Source organism: Vibrio sp. 5S239 (assembly GCF_041439575.1).
GTDB lineage: Bacteria > Pseudomonadota > Gammaproteobacteria > Enterobacterales > Vibrionaceae > Vibrio > Vibrio kanaloae.
On the sequence record NZ_JBGOOM010000024.1, the window covers coordinates 57,715 to 73,854 of the forward strand.

Here is a 16,140-nt window from a genome sequence, read left to right on the forward strand (position 1 = left end):
AGCTTAGTAATAACAATCATGGTAATCACAAGCGCCGCAATTACAACAAGGGTCATCAAGTCGGGAGTTTAAACCGAGAATATGGAAATAAAACAGCTTTCAGCGACGGAGGTACTTCCGGTTAGGCACCAAGTGCTTTGGCCTGATAAACCGATGTCGTTTTGTATGGTGCCAGATGACGAACAAGCAACGCATTACGGCGCGTTTATTGGTGAGCAGCTGGTCTGTGTCGCGTCTATCTATATTCAAGGCCATGAAGCTAGGCTAAGAAAGTTTGCCACGCTGTCTGAATTCCAAGGGCAGGGAATCGGTTCAAACGTGATTGATCATGCGATCTCTAACCTCAAAGATCTAAACATCCAATATTTTTGGTGCGATGCGCGTGCAACGGCTTTAGGTTTTTATCAAAAGTTTGGGATGGCTGTAGAAGGCTCTGAACTTGAAAAATCGGGCGTTGCGTATTACAAAATGTCGGTTCATTGGGAGTAACGACCCTTTGTCGCTCTTTTAACCCTCAGCTCGGATAAATCATCAACTTAAGTTAAGGAAGCTCATCGTAGAAGAAATCAAAGGCATTCTGCAATTCATGGTCGAAATTGAACAATTAAAGGATGTTCATCGACAGACAAAACCAGTTGGATTGGACCGATATGAAAACTCGGCCGAGCACAGTTGGCACGTCTGTTTGAGCGCACTCATTTTGAAAGATTATGCTAATGAAGAGGTCGATATTACGCGAGTGATGAAGATGTTGCTGCTTCATGACCTTGGGGAAATCGATGCCGGAGATACCATCATTTATGCCAGTGAAACCGAAGAAAACAAGCTCAAAGAGAGAAACTGTGTTGAGCGCTTGCTGAAATTATTGCCGGGCCATTTAAGAACCGAGTATTTGGAGTTATGGCTTGAGTTCGAAGCGGGTGAGTCACCAGAAGCTCGATTTGGTAAGGCGATCGATAGAGTGCCACCGTTGCTTCATAACATCCATGGAGGCGGTCACAGTTGGAAGAAGCACAACATATCCAAAGACAAAGTACTGACGTTCAATGGCGAGCGTATTTCTAAAGGCAGTCGTGCTCTATGGAAAGAACTAGAAGTGCAACTTGAAGGTGCTGCGGACAAAGGGCTATTAAAGTAAAAGTTAACTATCTCTTATTGGATTTATATAAAAAATAATATAAATCAACATTTTAGTTTAGATGGGCTTATTGTTCTCTTTAAAGAATGTGACATTCACATCAAAATATCGACATACTGTTTATTTATACAGGTATGATGTGTATTCTCTGAATTTACTCAAAGGAGCAGTGAGAGTGACAATTAAATACGAAGAGAAAATACCAAGCCCAAGCGAGTTTTGTGAAATGCGAGTCAAAGCAAAACTGTCAGCAAAATCGCTAAAAGCAGCCGCCATTGCTTTACCCAATAGCTTGTATGGTATTTCTATTAGAGACGGTGAGAAGCTCATTGCAATGGGGCGCGTAGTGGGCGATGGAGCATGTAACTTTGAGATTGTGGATGTAGCTGTAGACCCAAGTTATCAAGGGCGGGGATTAGGGCGTAGAGTGATGGAGTACATCGATAACTACTTATCTACAGTCGCACTAGAAGGCTCATACGTTTCTATGATTGCAGATGAACCTGTATTCTATGAGAAACTCGGTTACAAGCTTGTTGCTCCTTCGAGCCAAGGAATGACAAAGAAGTTTAAACCTAACCACTCTTAAGTCTGAGATAGGTAAGTGCTACACGCAAATTTCATACTTTAGCTTAAGAGTAGCTTTAGCTGTTCAATGAGGGGAATCTCGATGGTAGCTGATTCAAGATGCATGGCACTTATCTTGTGTCTCATTTCTTTCTAATAAAACTCTCGTGGACAACAATAAGTTAGAGCACCGACTTATAAGTTGTTAGTATGTATCAACTTTATAAATGTTAGTTGACTTATATAAATGCTTGATAATAAGTATATTAAACACCCTTATCACTGTGAGCAGTGCAACGCACTTACCCCGCACCTTGCTGTTAACGCTTCCGATGCTGAATCAAAAACGGAAGTTGAATCTGAAAAGAAACAATGGAAGTTAGGCGTGTTGATGGAGTACCTGATGACGTTATTGTTTAGAGGTGACCATAATGTTCCCGGTTTTTATGTCGACAGTGATTACGAATACCAGTGTGAGAAGTGTGGGACTAAGTCGTGGCACTGATCGTATGTTTAGCTTTTGAAACAATTCCTACCTAAACTGATAATAAGACGCATTGGAACAGTGATCCTCTCTGCAAACTGAGAAGAGAAACACGTCTATACTGACATGGGTTGCGCCGCTGATTTTAAAAGTGGCGTTATGAATGTAAGCTTGATTAGGTTAAATCTCAGAGGTGACGATGAAAAAATTACTACCACTATGCGCCATTTTACTCTCGGCATCATTTTCAGCTGCGGCTTCTGATGGTTTGATTAAATACCAAAGTAATTACTCAGTGAAAGAGACTGCTGACCGCTTTGAAGAAATCGCCAAGAGCAAAGGTTTGACCTTGTTTGCGAGAATCGACCATCAGAAAAATGCGAGTAAGGCCGATCTTGAATTGAGACCAACGGAAGTCATCATCTTTGGTAACCCGAAAGTAGGGACACCATTAATGCAATGCGCTCAAGAAGTCGCGATAGATTTACCGCAGAAGGTGTTAGTCACTGAAGACTCTAACAAGAAAGTATGGTTGTCTTACAACGATCCTAATTACTTGGTAGAGCGTCACGCGATCAATGGATGTGACGAGGTAGTTAAGAAAGTATCGGGTGTACTAAGCAAGCTGTCGGAAGCGACAGTGGCGAAAAAGAAAGCGAAAGCTAAATAACCAAGACCAATCAGCACTCATTAAGACTATTAATGGGTGCGACATGACGATGATATAGCCTCCCAATCATTGTTTGGTTACATTGACAACTAAGCAACAATATATAAAAGTAGTGTTATGAAATTGAATTTAGCGTCATCAAACCAACGAATTATCATCATTCCATAGGAATGGTGGGATTGTTGATGCGCTTTGTTTATCGAACCCACCCGTAAGGTGGGTTTTTTGTCGCTGTCTTATGGGTTTTATCTGAATAGAGGAAGTCATATGAAAAAGATCGCGGTTTTTGGCAAGCCTGGGAGTGGAAAGTCCACAATCAGCAAAGCGTTAGCACTCGCTACAGGCATAGAGCTTCACCAGTTGGACTCGATTGTTTATAAGGCCAACGGAGAGTTTGTTGAGCGTGAAGTGTTCGAGCAGGCTCATGAGAGCATACTTAGTTCAGAAAGCTGGATCATCGATGGATTTGGCCCATTAGGTTCATTCAACACACGTTTAGAAGCCGCTGATACCTTGGTTTATATCGACCTTCCTTATCCAATTAGCTACTGGTTCGTCACCAAGCGAATGCTCAAAGGGTTGTTCGTTAAACCTGAAGGCTGGCCTGATGGAAGTTCAGTTATAAAAGGTACGATACAAAGTTATAAGACACTAAAACTGTGTCCTAAATTTTGGAATGAAGACTTTAGAGCGCAGTTAGAATTGCGCGCTAAAGAGAAAGAGGTTCACATAATCAGAAGCGTGAGTGAATTGAATAATTTTGTTCGTCAACATGTCACTTAACATGTATTGTTTTACCTTGCTATAAACGTTTTTATTTACTCATAACTTCATGAAAATATTTAGATTTAACTCAACGTGTGGCATATTTTACATATGTTTGGTTTATACAAATAAAAACGGGAAGGCCTCGATGATCTTCCCGTTAAGTATTACTTAACTCAGCGTGCTATTGGCAGTTTGAATAAGAAGCCTTATGCACAACACTTCTTGTATTTATTACCGCTACCGCAAGAACATGGGTCGTTACGGTTAGGCGTCTTTTCAAATGTCATTGTTTTTGGCTTGTTTAGCAGAATATCAAGCTCAAGCGTATTTTCTTCTTTCTCTGCGTTTACTGTTACGTTAACAAAGATAGTTTGTTCGGCTGCTAGCGCTTCAACTTCTGCTTTACGTGCTTCAGTTTGAACCGTTGCGACGATTGGAGATTCTTCAGTACCCGCTTTTACATCGCGGTTTACGTTGTAGCCAGCAAGAACGTGGTTCTGTCTTGTTTCAATACGGCCTTTGAAAAATAGTTTCGACATTGGGTACTCAGTAAAATGTTGAATGGCGCTATTTTTAATGGTGATAGCGCAATGGAGCGGCGATTATACGCATATATTCAAATTGATAAAGCAGTGATGTGGCTGAAGCTTGTTTAGCTTAATCCAAAAGCAAACCGAATTTTTCCAGACCCGTTGAAGGGATAGTGTAGCGCTCGTAGAGGATTCAGGTTGTGTTAAAACATAAATGTAAGGAGGTTATTTTGAAAAAGGTAGTTATTGTAACAGGCGGGAGCAGAGGTATTGGTGCTGCGACGTCTAAGTTGTTGGCCAGCAAGGGTTATGCCGTATGTGTTAACTTCATACACAATGAGTCGCGAGCTGAAGGTCTAGTGAACGAGATTCGCGAACAGGGCGGAACCGCGATTAGTGTACGTGCGGATGTCTCTGTTGAATCGGACGTGAAATCCTTATTTGAAATTGCTCGTAATAAATTAGGCTCAGTGACTCACTTGGTCAATAATGCCGGGATCTTGTTTACCCAATCTGCGTTGGTTGATATTGAATTTGACCGCTTTGAGAAAGTGATGAAATCGAATGTGTCCAGCTGTTTCTTGTGTAGCAAAGCTTTCATTAAACAAGCCCCAGATGGTGGTTCGATAGTCAACGTTTCTTCCGCGGCCTCTAGAACGGGCGCACCATTTGAATATGTGGATTATGCAGCATCGAAAGGCGCTATGGATTCGCTCACCAAAGGTTTATCGCTTGAATTGGCTTCCCGAAATATTCGAGTGAATGGCGTTAGACCGGGATGCATTTATACTGAAATGCACGCTGATGGTGGAGAGCCAGGGAGAGTGGATAGATTGGCATCACAGCTTCCACTTCAACGTGGTGGTACACCAGAAGAAGTCGCTAATTCGATAGCATGGTTATTGTCTGATGAAGCTTCTTATGTAACAGGCTCGTTTATAGATATTGCAGGTGGTCGATAGAGCCTTGAAAGCAGGTCGCTAGATTGAGAAATAACAACCTAAAAAATTAGAATATGGTCAAGTAGTTGAAAATTTTGTGGTTAACTTATTGTTTATAAGAACATAGTATAAGGATGAGTCGCATTGGGGGGCTTATGATTAGTTGCAACGATTACGATTATATTGAGATTGTGTGTATGCACCGATACCCAATCAAGTTAACGCTGAAGTCTGGCGAACAGATTGAATGTGTTGGGTTAGATACCCAGCGCAATGACAGCCGTGAAGAGTGCATTAAAGTCAGTATTCAAGGTGTAGAACAACTTGTCGTACTCACAGACCTTTCCACACTAGAAGTTTGTGTCGACAACCCTCATTTTAAGCAGATTTCATTCAAAACGTCATAGGCTTTCAAATGAATAACACCATAGAACAATGCTATTGCACCGCATGCCGAGAAGATACACAACACGTTGTGGTGTTGGTCAGAAAGACGAGTGCGTTTGCAGACAAACCTAACCAAAAGCGAAGCGAGTTTTGGGCAGGCGTGATAAAAGGTTGGGTCCTCGGCCCGTTTATCGCGTCAATGGATGAGTTTTCTCGTCATCTTGTCTGTGAAAAGTGTGGCCATAAAGAGATACAAGATTAGTTAAGATTATTTAAAAATTTAGTAGAGTTACGCGTCGATTGGCTTAGGAATAAAACGAATGAAAGTAGAAATGATTGAAGCCGTGAAGGCGTATGGTTTTTCAGTAAGAACCACCAATACCGATGAGATGGACCCAGCAACAGCCAAGATAGGGCAATTGTGGCAGGGCTTTTTTGACCAAGCATTTCCGAAATTAACACCGGATTCAAAAGTGTATGGCGTTTACACTAACTACGAGTCTGACTTTACGGGCGAATTTGATGTTATCGCGTGTACTAATGCACTTACGGATCAGAATTTAGATGCGCTTGTAGAAACCGAAATAGAGGCGGGTAAGTACTTAACGTTTTCTGCTGAAGGTGAATTACCACAAGCTGTGATCGATCTATGGGGTGAAGTGTGGGCGTATTTCAACGCTGCTGACTGCCCACATGTGAGAACTTACACGACAGATTTCGAATTCTACAAAGGTGAAACTGAAGTCGAGATTTCGATAGCGATCAAGTGATTGGTTTAAATAGTACAAAGGCTTAACTTAGACTGTGATGTCTAATCAAGAGATGGGTTAAGCCTTTGAATATCTGTTCATTACAAAGAAGATACAGTGTCACGTAACTACTTTAATACCTAGGAATTATCTATTCCAGAATTCCCCAAGATCACCCCAGATACACTTAAGTCACCCTAAATTCCCTTAAGTCATCCAAAAAGACATTCTTGCTTGGTTTCATTCCACAAAGGGTATTGTTTCATGACTTGGGTGTAGAGCTTACTTTCGAGATGTGCTCTTAACCAACGTCCAACGTTTTGATATTCAGATTTCACAAACCACTTCTTTTCGACTCGCACAAACTGGCTCACAAAAGGCATCACCGCAAAATCGGCCAAGCTTGGGGTTTCTCCAAAAAAGTAGGGCTGATCGGTGAGTCGCGCTTCTAACTGACTAATGAAGGTTTCGCAGGCTTGTCGGCGTTGTTCAACATCGATGTTTCGGTAACGAACCGATGCACGATACTTTTCTAAGTGACCAATAAATTCTTCATCGCTGGTTTTAATGAGCTGTTGAACTTGTTCGCTAAGCGCTGGATTGCTTGAACGTAGAAGATCTTGAGGATCGTTTTGTTGAAGTGCCCAGTTCATCACATCTAAGCTCTGTTCAATGACTTGTCCATTGGGCAACACCAATACAGGCACTGTTCCTTTTGGCGAACTGGCCAATAGTTCGCTAGGCTTGTCTTTGGTAACGATTTCTCGAAGTAACACTTTTTGCTGTGATAGTGCGATGCCCATTCGTCCGCGCATTGCATAAGGGCAACGGCGCAAAGAATAAAGGATAGGTAGATCGGATTCGTTCGGCATTATTGAGGTCATTTAGTTTGAAAAGTGTTGTACGGTGGTAAAGAGATCGTGATGTGGGTAGAATACGCGGCTTAAAAATTATAAGTAAGTGAGCGACTTCAAAAATGAGCAGAAAAATTGAGTTATTAGCCCCAGGTGGCGATGTAGAAGCGATAAAAGCCGCCATCGTAGCGGGTGCTAATGCAGTTTATTGTGGTTTAGACACATTCAACGCTCGTAACAGAGCCTCTAACCTATCGTTAGACGAATTGAATGGTGTTATTCGCCTTGCTCATGAATACGGCTGTGAAGTGTTCCTGACTCTTAACGTTGTGCTACTGGAGCACGAGACTAAGAGCATCACCAAACTGCTGAACCAGCTTGTGAACACCAAAGTGGACGGCATCATTGTTCAAGACTTGGGTTTATTCAACCTGGTTAAGAAGCATTTCCCATCATTAGACGTTCACGCGTCGACTCAGTTAACTACGCACAACGAAGGCCAGATTAAGTTCTTGTCTAAGATTGGCGCGACACGCGTTAACTTGTCTCGTGAGTTGAACCTGCCTGAAATCAAGATGCTGACGGAAGTGGCACACGATCACGACGTACTAACCGAAGTGTTCGTACACGGCGCTCTGTGTATCGCATTCTCTGGTCAATGTTACTCAAGCTCAGTAAGTGTGGGTAACTCAGGTAACCGTGGTCGTTGTAGCCAAGCGTGTCGTGATGAATACGAAATCACCAACGCGGGCAACAAGTTCCCACTCAACCTGAAAGATAACTCAGCTTACTACGACCTACCTGAATTGGTTGACGCGAAAGTCGACTCACTGAAAGTAGAAGGCCGTATTAAAGGCGCACACTACGTTTACACTGTGGTAGACACATGGCGTAAACAGATTGATAGCTTTGTAGAAAGTGGTTTGTTGATCGAAGACGATTCGAACCTGCACAAAGTATTCAACCGTGATTTCACCAACTCTTTCCTAAAGGGCAACCTAACAAAAGACATGTTCATCGATAACCCGCGCGACAACAGTATGAACTACGCTGTTGAGAAAGCGACGGAGCAGAACAACGAAATCTCAGTCGTACAAATTCAAGAAGTGACCAACGAACTTCACCAGGCGAAAGACGTTCTTGGTAACGAAATGCGTGACAAGATCGAGTTCCTTGATATTCGTAAGACACCAGTAGCCCTGTCGTTCAGTGCAAAAGTGGGTCAACCATTTACGGTGACTGTGAACACGCCAAAAGAGAACTTTACCCTTCAATCTAAATCGCTATTGAAAGCGGTTGAAGAGAAGGCGATCACTCAAGAGCTACTTGAGAAGCGATTCAAAAACGTGAAGAGTGCAGTTCACACACTAGAAAGCCACAATTTCAGTGAAGTGGATGCAGGTTTGTTGATTCCTTTAAAAGAAGTTTCAGACCTGAAAGATGAGATCGACTTCATTCTGAACGGCTCTGTGGAAGTGATTAAGCACGTTGAAGTGCCAGCACTGCCTCAACACCCTAAAGTGAACGAGAAGCCGACGATGTCGATGCTTATCGCCGATGTAGAAGACTTACACCTGTGTGACGTGACTGACGCGGATGTTTACTTCAAACTTCCAGAAAGCTTCAAGAAGCGTTGTAACAAGTACATCGATATCTTGGCATCAAACCCACGTTTGATTCCTTGGTTCCCAGCGGTATTGATCGGTAAAGATTACGACGAAGCGGTTCGTATTCTTGAAGAGATTAAGCCAGCTCGCATCGTAACCAACAACACGGGTATTGCTTACAAAGCTTATGAGATGGGCATTGAGTGGGTTGCAGGCCCGTTTATGAACACAACCAACTCTCACGCACTGGTTACTCTGAGAGAAGAGCTGAACTGTGCCGGCGCATTCATTTCGAACGAGATTAACAAAGGTCAGATTCGTCATATTCGCCGCCCAGAGAACTTCAAACTGTTCTACAGCATTTACCACCCAATCTTGATGATGACCAGCCGTCAGTGTTTCTTCCAAAGAACGGTGGGTTGTAACAAGCCAAGCATTGAAGCGGGTTGTATGTTGAAGTGTGAGAAAGCAACCACGATTACCAACGTGAAAGGCATCTCTTTCGCGGTTGATAAACAGAAGGGTGGCTACCCAAGCATTTACAACCACGAGCAGTTCTTGAACCATGACGCAGTGACTGATTTCTCTGGTCTGTTCGACGAGTTCTTCATTGACCTAACCAACATCGGTGCAGGTTCTAAAGAAGTGAAAGACAAAGTCGAGCTTATTAAGCATTTCGAAGCGCTACTGAACGGCGTTGAAGGTTCACAACAGAACCTAGAGCAGATGGTTGAAGTTCGAACTAATGCTCAATACGTTCAAGGTTTATAACGCTTATAAGCACTCTGAACCAATAAACAAAAGGCCACTCAATCGAGTGGCCTTTTTAATGTCTGAAACTTTCTGAGTCTTTCTCAATCAGCGAATACGTTATTCCGTCACCGCTTCTTGTTTGAAGCATGGGCTTTTCAACGTGTTCATCTTTTCGATTTCATTGGTCAAGCGCAGCGAGAGCAGGGCTTTTTGGTTCGAAGCAAAATCAAACATCACGATAGTCGCAGTACCAACGGTCGTCACTTTCTGCTGAGCCTTACTGACAATGGTGTATTCCATAGTGAACCGATCATCTTGAATGTCGGTAACACGTGAGCCAACCATCAAGGTATCCGGATACGTGACTGGGCGGAAATACTTACAGTAAGTGTCACCAAGAACAGGGCCAACTTTGGTAATCGCCATCTCTTCCATCAACTCAACGTGCTTGAAAAAATCTAAGCGAGCGGTTTCGAAATAGCGAAAATACACCGCGTTGTTAACGTGATTAAGTGCATCCATTTCTCCCCAAGCGACAGGTATTTCTGTTACTACCGGGTAGTCAGACAATAATTCTTCCATGCGAACCCTCTTATTGTTATCTGTGTAATTAATGTTATCTGGGTAATTAACGTTATCTGCTTATTCTTCAGCGGGATAAGTTGTTATTGGAATAAAAATCCTACCGCCAAATTAACAAAACCGCAACATGTGTGATTCAAGTTTTTGAAGCTTGAAACCACACAATGTCAGTGACTTAGTTGCACATCCACTTAATGATTACGCACTAAGGTGTTTGAATTGCAGCTCAACCAAGCGTTGGTACAATTCGCAGCTATTGATGAGAGACTGGTGGTCGCCGATGTCTACTAGCTGTCCTTTATCGAGCACTGCAATCTGGTCGGCGTGTTTAATTGTTGATAATCGATGAGCGATAATGATCGTCGTTCTGCCACGCATCAACTCTTCTAACGCTTGTTGTACGTGATGCTCACTTTCACTGTCTAGCGCGCTGGTTGCTTCGTCCAACAATAGAATATTCGGATCTTTCAAGATGGCACGTGCGATGGCAATACGTTGTCTCTGTCCGCCAGAAAGCCTTACACCGCGTTCACCAAGAAAGCTATTGTAGCCATAAGGCAGGTTTTGAATGAACTCGTGTGCGTGCGCTTTCTTCGCTGCTTCGATAACTTGCTCGTCTGTTGCCTGCGGGTTGCCGTAGCGAATATTATGGAACACATCGTTGCTGAACAGAGCAGGTTGCTGCGGCACCAATGCCATCTGCTTTCTTAGCTCGTTAGGATCAAACTGATTCAGTTCAACACCGCCTAAGGTGACTTTACCCACTTGTGGGTCGTAAAAACGTTGCAGCAGTTCGAACAGGGTAGTTTTACCCGCGCCAGACGGGCCAACCAATGCCAACACTTTGCCTTCATGGGCAGTGAGCGTGAGGTTGCTTGTTGCGGGTTGGTCCGGTCTTGATGGGTAACAGAAAGTCACATCATCAAATGCGACTTCTGGCGTTACGTTAGCAAGCGAAGTTGGATTCGCAACTGGCGCAACAATATGGCTTTCAACTTGTAGGATCTCGATTAAGCGCTCGGTCGCACCTGCCGCCCGTTGCAGTTCGCCCATCACTTCTGAAATCGTACCTAATGATGAAGCAACCATGATTGCGTAGAACACAAACGCGGCTAGATCGCCCGCCGACATGGTGCCGTTGATAACATCACTGCCACCAACCCAAAGCATGCCTGCGATAGCACTGAATACAATCACGATAACACCAGAGATAAGAATCGCGCGCTGTTTTACACGCTGACGACCAATCTCATAAGCCTTTTCCACTTCTACCTCGAATGACGCTTTCTCTTGTTCTTCTCGGCTGTAGCTTTGCACGGTTTTAATGTGCTCAATCGCTTCACCTGCGTAAGAACCGACATCAGACATCGAATCTTGGCTTTGACGAGACAAGGCTCTCACACGACGCCCGTACACAAGAATCGGAATCAAGATAAATGGCACCGAGGCCAATACAATCAACGTCAGCTTAATATTGGTCGCAAACAGCATGATGATCGCACCAATACACATCAACGCGCTGCGCATCGCCATAGAGAACGACGAACCTATGATGCTTTGAAGCAGAGTGGTGTCCGTTGTGATGCGCGACATGATGTCGCCACTGCCATTGGTCTCGAAGTAACTCGGATGCAGTGTCACGACATGATTGAAAACCGATAAGCGAATGTCTGCACTCACGCGTTCCCCAACAGAAGAAACCAAATAGAAGCGGAAGAAAGTACCAATCGAGATCAACACGACCACGACCATGATGAACTGGATTGCGCTGCCTAAATCTGAGAGTGATTGTTGGCTAAAACCTTGGTCGATGAGAAGACGAATACCGTGTCCGACTGAAAGGGTTAAGCTCGCCGTGAAGACCAACGCGATCAACGCAGCAATAACACGACCTTTATAAGGCTGAATGAATTTACTCAGCTCAAACAAAATACTGAGGCTTTTTTTCTCAGGTTTGGCATCGGGATTCTTTTGAGTCTGTCGCTGGTTTGAGTCGAGCGTAGAAGAGACATCGTTTTGCATATGACTGCCTTAATGTGTTGTCGCTTTAAAAATAGATGGCTTGTTGCTTATGACTAATTGCTTATGGTTTATGACTTATTGCCTGTACTGCGCGTTGTTCGCTGGAAAGTCATTGTTGTTGAGAATAGAACCCATTAAAGCATTTATTGCGCTGTGACGCTCCCCAGGAAACTCAATTTCCAATATTTCCTCACCACTAAGTGAATAATTCAAAACGACCTTAAAGGAAAACTAAGCATTTTGATCCAGCCAGTGTGATAGGAAAGATGGGTGTTTAACCCTAATTTTTATGCAAGTAAATTAGCGTTAATAGGAGAGTGCGCTCATAAGTTAGCAATCGAGTGATGATTTATAAATTGACAGTAAAACGTTTGCTATTTATCTCGATATTAACTTTATCAATGACTTGCAACTTTTAGTTGTAAGACCAGTTATAGCGACTGTTTTTTACGCAATATTTGTTACAAAAATTCAACAAAGTAGTTTTTTATACATTTTTCTTGCATAAAACCTCGGATTGAATAGAATAACCAGTAAATGACAATCAATGCAGTATTGTGGCATGAGTATTCAAGTAAAGAGCATCAACAAATCATACGGTGATACCCAAGTTCTTCATGACATCAGTTTCGACTGTGAGAGTGGCGAAACCTTGGTATTGCTTGGCCCAAGCGGCGCGGGCAAGAGTTCATTACTGCGTGTATTGAACCTGCTTGAAATCGCGGACAACGGCGAATTAGACATTGCGAACGAGCAATTCGATTTTTCAAGCCAAATCCAAGAGAAGCAGGGGCTTAAACTTCGTCGTAAAGTCGGCATGGTGTTCCAGCAATACAACTTATGGCCACACATGACGGTGATGGAAAACTTGATTGAAGCACCAACCAAAGTTGGGGGGGTGGATAAGCAAGAAGCGATTAAGCAAGCGCAAGAAGTATTAAAGACACTTCAACTTGCTGACAAAGCAGACGCTTGGCCACTTCAACTGTCTGGCGGTCAACAACAACGTGTTGCGATTGCACGTGCGCTGATGATGAAACCGGATGTGTTGTTGTTTGATGAACCAACAGCGGCGCTTGATCCTGAGATCACCAACCAAGTCGTGAGCATTATTAAAGAATTGAGCGGAACAGGCATTACCCAAGTGGTCGTGACGCACGAAGTCGATTTTGCGAAGAAGATTGCTAGCCACGTTCTGTATCTAGAGAAAGGGTACATCGTTGAACACGGCACCAGTGATTCATTCGTTAATCCGCAGACACCTGAGTTTGCTGAATATTTGACTCATTAAGTAAGTCACTTATTAAAAGAAAGTTGACTCACTAGATTTAGCTAAACACAACAATCAAAATTATAAGAATGGCCACAGGCCGCTATCAAACAGTATTCGGAGTAACAAAATGAAAAAGATTCTACTAGCTTCACTTATCGGCCTTGCTTCTTTCAACGCAGCGGCGCAAGAAGAAATCAAATTCGCAATGGAAGCAACTTACGCACCATTCGAGTACATGGATGAGAACAACCAAATTCAAGGTTTTGACGTAGACTTAGCAAACGCACTTTGTGAAGAGCTGAAAGCAACGTGTACTTTCCACAACCAAGCATTCGATAGCTTGATCCCTGCACTTAAATTCAAACGTTACGATGCGGCTATCTCGGCAATGGACATCACAGAAGCGCGTCTTAAACAAGTGAACTTCTCTAACACTTACTACGATAACTCTGCAGCATTCATCTCTTTCGAAGGCAAAATAGCAGACCAAGCAGCACTAGAAGGTAAGCGTGTTGGTGTTCAAAACGGTTCGACTCACCAGAGCTTCCTACTTGAGCAAATGACTGGCGTTACAGCGGTACCTTACTCAAGCTACCAAGATGCATTCATCGACATGAAAAACGGTCGTATCGATTCTGTATTCGGTGACACAGCCGTTGTAGCAGAATGGTTCAAGAAAGAAGACAACCTAACGTACGTTGGCGACCAAGTAACGAACCAAGAGTACTTCGGTAACGGCTTTGGCATCGCAGTAAACAAGAGCAACCAAGAACTTGTAGACCAGCTTAACGTTGCACTTGCAGCAGTGAAAGCGAACGGCGAATACGACAAGATCTTCAACAAGTACTTCGGTAAGTAATTTATGGAATTAACGGGTTACTCTTTAGGGCTCGTCGAAGCAAGCTGGATGACTGTTCAGCTTGCGTTCGTAAGCCTATTGGTTGGATTGGTTCTAGCAGGTTTGTTTGCAAGTGGTGAGATGTCTCGTCGTATTGCAATTAAATGGCCAACGACTGCATTTGTGACGATTGTTCGTGGTTTACCAGAAATTCTGGTCGTACTGTTTATCTACTTTGGTTCGACACAAGTTCTGTTCATGATCACTGGCGACTTCATAGAAGTGAGCCCGTTCTTATCTGGTGTTGTTGCACTGTCACTTATCTTTGCTTCTTACGCTTCACAAACCATCCGTGGTGCTTTGAAAGCAGTAAGCAAAGGGCAGAGAGAAGCAGCAAGCGCGCTTGGTATCTCTCAATCACGTTCATTCTTTCGTATCGTATTACCTCAAGCGGTAAGACACGCGCTACCAGGGTTAACCAACCAATGGTTAGTGTTACTAAAAGACACTGCATTAGTTTCGCTGATTGGCGTAACAGATTTGCTGAAACAAGCACAACTAACATCAGCGGCAACGCACGAAGCATTTACTTGGTACGCGACAGCAGCAGCTATCTACTTGGTCATCACTTTAATCACACAAAGATTGGTAAAAGTGATTGATGGTAAGTTCTCTATTCAAGGCTTGGGTAACAAAGGGGCAATGGCATGAATCAACAATACCTCTCTCAAATGCTTGAAGGCTTAGTAACCAGTCTTCAACTTACTGGTGCTTCATTACTTGTTGGTTGTATCTTGTCACTGCTGATGACGGTAACGCTAATCCTAAGAATACCGGCGATTCACTGGTTAACACGTGGCATAATCACGCTGTTCACCGGCACACCATTATTGGTCCAGATCTTCTTGGTGTATTACGGCCCGGGTCAGTTTGAGTGGATTCGTGAAAGCTTCATGTGGGCTTGGTTAAGCCAACCTTGGTTCTGTGCAATGTTAGCATTAGCATTGAACACCGCGGCATACAGCACGCTACTGTTCAGAGGTGCATTCAACGCCATTCCAGCAGGGCAGTGGGAAGCATGTCGCGCTCTCGGCATGGACAAAATCGCAACGCTGAAAGTGTTACTGCCATACGCTCTACGCCGCGCTGTTCCAGCTTACTCGAACGAAGTGATTCTAGTTTTCAAAGGCACGTCACTGGCAAGCACCATCACCATCATGGATTTGATGGGCTACGCTCAGCGTGTCAACGGCCAAACCTACGACACACTCACCGTGTTCGGCATTGCTGGCGCATTCTACCTAGCAGTAAACGGCATACTAACGTTGATCTTCCGTCAGGTAGAGAAGAAAGCCCTAGCATTCGAAGCGGCGTAAGCTAGCCACTCACAAGTTTAACTAACGTATAAAGCCTGCCATTTATGTTGTATAGATGGCAGTTTTTTTGTGTTTAGGATTAGCACATCGAAGCGCTGCAATTATGTACAGTTTGATGATGTTACTGGCACAATCATACTATATGGAAAGTTTCTGCATTTTGTGACGTACTCAACTTTACCTAGTTTTAAGCTACTGAAATTAATTGACTAATAGTGGTATGCTTTCGAGTATATGAAACTAGACCGAATCATTCTGTATTTAAATGCAGAATAATTCGGTCTAATAGCTGTTAGTTTGCAAAGGGCAGAAAGCGTTTGTGGTCTAAAAGCCTTGTTCTACGTTCTAGCTATTCACCTGTCCGTTTTCCAATCTCACGAACTTTCCGGTGGCACTATGTTGGAAGCGTTTGCGGTGCGTTAGTCACTTACTGGCTCTAACATTGTTGCTAATTCGTTGGTGCGTTTTCTTTTTCTTGGCAGCTAATTTGTTAACAAATGGCTTGATCACACTTGGTTGTCAGGTTGGTCGAACGAATCCTTTGTCAGTTAAAGCGCTTCAAACCGTGGTTGTTTGTCGTATGTCGCTTCTTAGCCAAGTG

Annotated in this window: 19 protein-coding genes; 15 read left to right on the top strand and 4 right to left on the bottom strand. The window is 43.4% G+C overall.

The window, feature by feature from the left end; all coding sequences use genetic code 11:
• Positions 1 to 81 precede the first annotated feature (81 nt).
• The 6 genes from ACED48_RS16645 (at position 82) to ACED48_RS16670 (ending at position 3,642) form a co-directional block, all read left to right on the top strand.
• A complete protein-coding gene (locus ACED48_RS16645) occupies positions 82 to 489 on the top strand; it encodes a GNAT family N-acetyltransferase (RefSeq protein ID WP_017057346.1) in 408 nt (135 codons plus the stop codon).
• 97 nt (positions 490 to 586) lie between these two features.
• Positions 587 to 1,138, top strand: coding sequence for an HD domain-containing protein (locus ACED48_RS16650; RefSeq protein ID WP_017057345.1), 552 nt, complete (start codon positions 587 to 589; stop codon positions 1,136 to 1,138).
• Between the two features lie 175 nt (positions 1,139 to 1,313).
• Entirely contained in the window at positions 1,314 to 1,727 is a 414-nt protein-coding gene (locus tag ACED48_RS16655; RefSeq protein ID WP_017057344.1) for a GNAT family N-acetyltransferase, read from the top strand.
• A gap of 225 nt (positions 1,728 to 1,952) precedes the next feature.
• Entirely contained in the window at positions 1,953 to 2,210 is a 258-nt protein-coding gene (locus ACED48_RS16660) for a hypothetical protein (protein ID WP_017057343.1), read from the top strand.
• 178 nt (positions 2,211 to 2,388) lie between these two features.
• Complete coding sequence (locus tag ACED48_RS16665) at positions 2,389 to 2,859, top strand: DUF302 domain-containing protein (RefSeq protein WP_017057342.1); 471 nt, start codon at positions 2,389 to 2,391, stop codon at positions 2,857 to 2,859.
• 267 nt (positions 2,860 to 3,126) lie between these two features.
• Positions 3,127 to 3,642 (top strand): adenylate kinase, encoded by a 516-nt coding sequence (locus tag ACED48_RS16670; protein ID WP_017057341.1) that lies wholly within the window; start codon positions 3,127 to 3,129, stop codon positions 3,640 to 3,642.
• Between the two features lie 191 nt (positions 3,643 to 3,833).
• On the opposite strand, the gene ACED48_RS16675 is transcribed toward ACED48_RS16670, so the two are convergent.
• Positions 3,834 to 4,166: a PBPRA1643 family SWIM/SEC-C metal-binding motif protein gene (locus ACED48_RS16675; protein WP_017057340.1), complete on the bottom strand. Its 333-nt coding sequence runs from the start codon at positions 4,164 to 4,166 to the stop codon at positions 3,834 to 3,836.
• Positions 4,167 to 4,387: 221 nt separating this feature from the next.
• Between ACED48_RS16675 and ACED48_RS16680 the strand changes: the two genes are divergently transcribed.
• From ACED48_RS16680 to ACED48_RS16695, 4 genes are all read left to right on the top strand, one after another.
• A complete protein-coding gene (locus ACED48_RS16680; protein ID WP_017057339.1) occupies positions 4,388 to 5,119 on the top strand; it encodes an SDR family oxidoreductase in 732 nt (243 codons plus the stop codon).
• Positions 5,120 to 5,253: 134 nt separating this feature from the next.
• Positions 5,254 to 5,505 (top strand): Rho-binding antiterminator, encoded by a 252-nt coding sequence (locus ACED48_RS16685; protein WP_017057338.1) that lies wholly within the window; start codon positions 5,254 to 5,256, stop codon positions 5,503 to 5,505.
• Positions 5,506 to 5,513: 8 nt separating this feature from the next.
• On the top strand, positions 5,514 to 5,747 hold the full coding sequence (locus tag ACED48_RS16690) for a hypothetical protein (RefSeq protein WP_017057337.1): 234 nt from the start codon (positions 5,514 to 5,516) through the stop codon (positions 5,745 to 5,747).
• A gap of 58 nt (positions 5,748 to 5,805) precedes the next feature.
• Positions 5,806 to 6,255 (top strand): GyrI-like domain-containing protein, encoded by a 450-nt coding sequence (locus tag ACED48_RS16695; protein WP_017057336.1) that lies wholly within the window; start codon positions 5,806 to 5,808, stop codon positions 6,253 to 6,255.
• A gap of 191 nt (positions 6,256 to 6,446) precedes the next feature.
• Here the strand turns inward: ACED48_RS16695 and ACED48_RS16700 are convergent, their stop codons facing one another.
• Positions 6,447 to 7,106, bottom strand: coding sequence for a glutathione S-transferase (locus ACED48_RS16700; protein ID WP_077680423.1), 660 nt, complete (start codon positions 7,104 to 7,106; stop codon positions 6,447 to 6,449).
• A 104-nt stretch (positions 7,107 to 7,210) separates the two neighbouring features.
• Here ACED48_RS16700 and ACED48_RS16705 point away from each other — a divergent pair, with 104 nt between their 5' ends.
• Positions 7,211 to 9,466: a peptidase U32 family protein gene (locus ACED48_RS16705; protein WP_017057334.1), complete on the top strand. Its 2,256-nt coding sequence runs from the start codon at positions 7,211 to 7,213 to the stop codon at positions 9,464 to 9,466.
• A gap of 99 nt (positions 9,467 to 9,565) precedes the next feature.
• On the opposite strand, the gene ACED48_RS16710 is transcribed toward ACED48_RS16705, so the two are convergent.
• Both ACED48_RS16710 and ACED48_RS16715 read right to left on the bottom strand, forming a co-directional pair.
• On the bottom strand, positions 9,566 to 10,030 hold the full coding sequence (locus ACED48_RS16710) for a thioesterase family protein (RefSeq protein WP_017057333.1): 465 nt from the start codon (positions 10,028 to 10,030) through the stop codon (positions 9,566 to 9,568).
• Positions 10,031 to 10,228: 198 nt separating this feature from the next.
• Positions 10,229 to 12,052 (bottom strand): ABC transporter ATP-binding protein/permease, encoded by a 1,824-nt coding sequence (locus ACED48_RS16715; RefSeq protein ID WP_017057332.1) that lies wholly within the window; start codon positions 12,050 to 12,052, stop codon positions 10,229 to 10,231.
• A 562-nt stretch (positions 12,053 to 12,614) separates the two neighbouring features.
• Here ACED48_RS16715 and artP point away from each other — a divergent pair.
• The 4 genes from artP to artM all read left to right on the top strand — a co-directional run bounded on the left by artP (position 12,615) and on the right by artM (position 15,539).
• Positions 12,615 to 13,343: an arginine ABC transporter ATP-binding protein ArtP gene (gene artP / locus ACED48_RS16720; RefSeq protein ID WP_139151192.1), complete on the top strand. Its 729-nt coding sequence runs from the start codon at positions 12,615 to 12,617 to the stop codon at positions 13,341 to 13,343.
• A gap of 109 nt (positions 13,344 to 13,452) precedes the next feature.
• A complete protein-coding gene (locus tag ACED48_RS16725) occupies positions 13,453 to 14,184 on the top strand; it encodes a lysine/arginine/ornithine ABC transporter substrate-binding protein (protein ID WP_017057330.1) in 732 nt (243 codons plus the stop codon).
• A gap of 3 nt (positions 14,185 to 14,187) precedes the next feature.
• On the top strand, positions 14,188 to 14,874 hold the full coding sequence (gene artQ, locus ACED48_RS16730) for an arginine ABC transporter permease ArtQ (protein ID WP_017057329.1): 687 nt from the start codon (positions 14,188 to 14,190) through the stop codon (positions 14,872 to 14,874).
• The gene (artM, locus tag ACED48_RS16735) at positions 14,871 to 15,539 is read left to right on the top strand and encodes an arginine ABC transporter permease ArtM (protein ID WP_017057328.1); all 669 of its coding nucleotides are present in this window, start codon (positions 14,871 to 14,873) and stop codon (positions 15,537 to 15,539) included. The genes artQ and artM overlap by 4 nt, the downstream gene beginning before the upstream one ends.
• Positions 15,540 to 16,140: the final 601 nt, after the last annotated feature.